Source organism: Pseudarthrobacter sp. GQ63, assembly GCF_059758765.1.
Genome location: NZ_JCAXEF010000029.1, coordinates 1 through 3,438, shown reverse-complemented (window position 1 = coordinate 3,438; position 3,438 = coordinate 1). Strand labels below are relative to the sequence as shown.

The window sequence follows — 3,438 nt, the reverse complement described above, 5'->3', positions numbered from 1 at the left end:
GATCCGCATCACCTCGCTGATGCCCAGGCCCGTCACCCGGCAGTGCCCCAGCAACTCGGCGGCGGTCCGGAACGGCAACGGCAGCTCTTTCTTGGACTCCTCCAGCTCCAGTTGGGCCGCGTCCTCCTCGCCTTCCCGGACAATGAAGCCGCCGCCCACCGAGAAAAACGTCGCCGTATGCAGGACCTGGTCGCCGGCGTCGGAGACCGTGAACGTCATCCCGTTCGTATGCCTGGGCAGGACCGTCAACGGCCGCAACACCATGTCCTTCACCCCGTACGGCAACGGCACCGCACCGGCCAGCTGCAACAACCCGGTCTCGGCGATCGCAGCCAGCCGCTCCTCCACCTCATCCGGCAGGATCAGCTCCGGATGGAACCCCTCCAACCCCAGCAAAATGGCCGTCATCGTCCCATGCCCGTGACCGGTCGCAGCCAACGACCCATACAAATCCACCCGCAACGACGCCACCCCCGCCAGCACCCCCGAAGCCTTCAACTCCTCCGCAAACACAGCAGCAGCCCGCATCGGCCCCACGGTATGAGAAGACGAAGGCCCAATCCCAATAGAAAAGAGATCAAAGACGCCAACAGCCATTACTTGTCCTTACTAAAACTGAGTTGGGTGCGTGGTCGGTTGGGTGGATGGCTGCGGAATTCCTCCGCGTGCTGGCTCGTTCCTCGCCTCTGACGCACGCTTCCGGAATCCCCCCAGCCATCCAGGGTTCCGTCACCAAGCGACAAGGCAAGCAGGAGACAACCTCCGCGACCCGGCATGGGCGGAGGAAACCAACACACAAACGTTGTCCGCTCCTGCCCGTGCAGGAAGCGGCCTCGTGTCCGTGCCCAAGGTGCCTTGACCTCGCCCCTGTGGGACAGGTATCCGGAAGCGTGCTCCCCACCGTCTCCCTAGCCTCGCAAGCTCGGCCAGGGAACCCTGACGGCGTGGGCCCAGGGCACGCGTGAAACTGTCCGGTCCGGTGGCCCCGGAGCCACTGTGATTCCAGGCCTATGTGGAGCGTTTGTAGAACGGGAGATCGACGACGACGAACGGCTCCGCTTTGCCTCGCAGGTCGATGTCCAATACCGTGCCGGCCTGGGTGAACTCAACATCGACGTACGCCATGGCGATCGGGTACCCCAGGGTGGGCGAAGGCTGTCCGGAGGTCACTTCGCCCACGGTCTTGCCGTCCTTGAGCACGGGGTAGTGTGCGCGGCCGGCGCGCCGGCCCAGTCCTTTGAGTCCCACAAGCCTGCGGCCTCCAGTGGAGCCGGCTCCGGCCATCTTCTTGGCGGCCAGGGCGGACTTTCCCACAAAGTCGCCTTCTTTGGAGAGCGCGACGACGGGTCCCAGTCCGGCGGCGAAGGGGTCACCCTGCAGCGAGAGCTCGTTCCCGTACAGCGGCATCCCCGCTTCAAGGCGGAGGGAGTCGCGCGAAGCCAGCCCGGCAGGCGTCAGCTCGCCATCCTCCGCGATGGCGGCGAGTGCCTGCCACAGGGCGGGGGCGTCGTCGTTCGCCACAAAGATCTCGAAGCCGTCCTCACCGGTATAGCCGGTGCGGGCGAGCAGGAGCTCCTTCCCGGCGCCTCCCACGAGGAACGGAACCTCCACGGCGGCGTAGTACTTCAGTTCCGTGACCAGGCCATGCTGTGCAGCCGGGACAAGGCGCAGCAGCAGCTCCTGTGCCCTGGGACCCTGGACGGCGATCAGCGAGGTGGCCGCGGAGGCGTCGTCCACCCGGACGTTGAACCCGGCTGCACGTTCGGCCAGGGCCGCGGCCACCACGTCCGCGTTGCCTGCGTTGGGAACCACCAGGAAGCGGTCGGTCCCGTCTCCTGCGGTGTCCGCCGCAGGGCGGCGGTAGGTGATGAGGTCGTCGATGATGCCGCCGTCCTCAGTGCAGATCAGCGAGTACTTGGCCTTGCCCACGGCTATGGCCGAGATCTTACCCACCAGCGCGTAGTCCAGGAACGCGGCAGCCTCCGGCCCGGTGACCCAGACCTCGCCCATGTGGGACAGGTCAAAAAGCCCTGCGGAGTTCCGGACGGCGTGGTGCTCGGCCAGTTCGGAGCTGTACTTGAGGGGCATTTGCCAGCCGCCGAAGTCGGTGAAGGAGGCACCCAGCTTCGTGTGCTCGTCGTAGAGGGCGGTGCGCTTCTCAGTCATGGCAGGCGTCCTCAGTTTTCGAATTCGGAGAGCGGCGGGCAGGAGCAAATCAGGTTCCGGTCACCGGCTGCGCCGTCAATGCGGCCAACCGGCGGGAAGTACTTGTCCTGCTTGAGTGACTTCACCGGGAACACCGCCTGCTCGCGCGGGTAGGCGCGGTCCCAGTCGCTGCTGATGGCGGCGGCAGCGGTGTGCGGGGCGTTCCGGAGCGGGCTGTCGGCCACGGTGAAGTCGCCGTTGGCCACCTGGTCGATCTCCTTGCGGATGGTGACCATGGCTTCGATGAAGCGGTCGATCTCCCCCAGGTCCTCGGACTCGGTGGGCTCCACCATCAGCGTGCCGGCCACGGGGAACGCCAGCGTGGGGGCGTGGAAACCGTAGTCGATGAGGCGCTTGGCCACGTCCTCAGCAGTGACGCCGGTGCGGGCGGTGAGTTCGCGCAGGTCCAGGATGCACTCGTGCGCCACCAGCCCCGCTTCGCCGGTGTAGAGGACCGGGAAGTAGTCGTTCAGCCGTGCCGCGACGTAGTTGGCCGCCAGCAGTGCGGACTTGGTGGCCTCGGTCAGGCCCTGGCCGCCCATCAGCTTCACGTACGCCCAGGAAATGGGCAGCACGCCGGCGGAACCGAACTTGGAGGCGGAGATGGGGACGTCGTTGCCTTCGGTCCAAGTGGCGGCGTTGCCGGGCATGAAGGGTGCCAGGTGTGCCTTGGCAGCAACGGGTCCGACGCCGGGTCCGCCGCCGCCGTGCGGGATGCAGAAGGTCTTGTGCAGGTTCAGGTGCGAAACGTCGCCGCCGAACTTGCCCGGCTGCGCCAGACCGACAAGCGCGTTCAGGTTTGCGCCATCGATGTACACCTGGCCGCCGGCGGCGTGGACGGCATCGCAGACCTCGCGGACGTCGGCGTCGTACACACCATGCGTGGACGGGTAGGTGATCATGATGCAGGACAGGGAGTCCTTGTGGGCTTCGATCTTGGCGTACAGGTCCGCGTGGTCGATGGTGCCGTCCGATGCGGTCGCCACGACAACAACCTTCATGCCGGCCAGGACAGCCGATGCCGCATTGGTGCCGTGCGCCGAGGCCGGAATGAGGCAGACGTTGCGCTGCTGGTCCCCGCGGGAGTGGTGGTAGCCGCGGATCGCCAGCAGGCCCGCGAGCTCACCCTGCGAACCGGCGTTCGGCTGGATGGACACCTGGTCATAGCCCGTGATCTCCGTCAGCTGCGCTTCCAGGTCAGCAATGAGTTCGCGCCAGCCCTCAGTCTGCGAA

At 66.4% G+C, this 3,438-nt stretch carries 3 protein-coding genes; all 3 read right to left on the bottom strand.

Annotation, left to right across the window (positions count from 1 at the left end; genetic code table 11):
* On the bottom strand, positions 1-597 hold a 597-nt coding region (locus AC6CHP_RS20670; RefSeq protein ID WP_498232036.1), incomplete at its 3' end, for a serine dehydratase beta chain.
* Between the two features lie 411 nt (positions 598-1,008).
* Positions 1,009-2,166 carry a glycine cleavage system aminomethyltransferase GcvT gene (gene gcvT, locus AC6CHP_RS20665; protein ID WP_498232034.1) on the bottom strand — a complete coding sequence of 386 codons (1,158 nt, stop codon included), beginning with the start codon at positions 2,164-2,166 and terminating at the stop codon, positions 1,009-1,011.
* A gap of 11 nt (positions 2,167-2,177) precedes the next feature.
* Positions 2,178-3,438: glycine dehydrogenase (locus AC6CHP_RS20660; protein ID WP_498232032.1), on the bottom strand; the 1,261-nt coding region annotated here is incomplete at its 5' end.

Coding starts and splice junctions, on each gene's coding strand:
- gcvT (WP_498232034.1), bottom strand. CDS start 2,166: ATGACTGAGAAGCGCACCGCCCTCTACGACGAGCACACGAAGCTGGGT.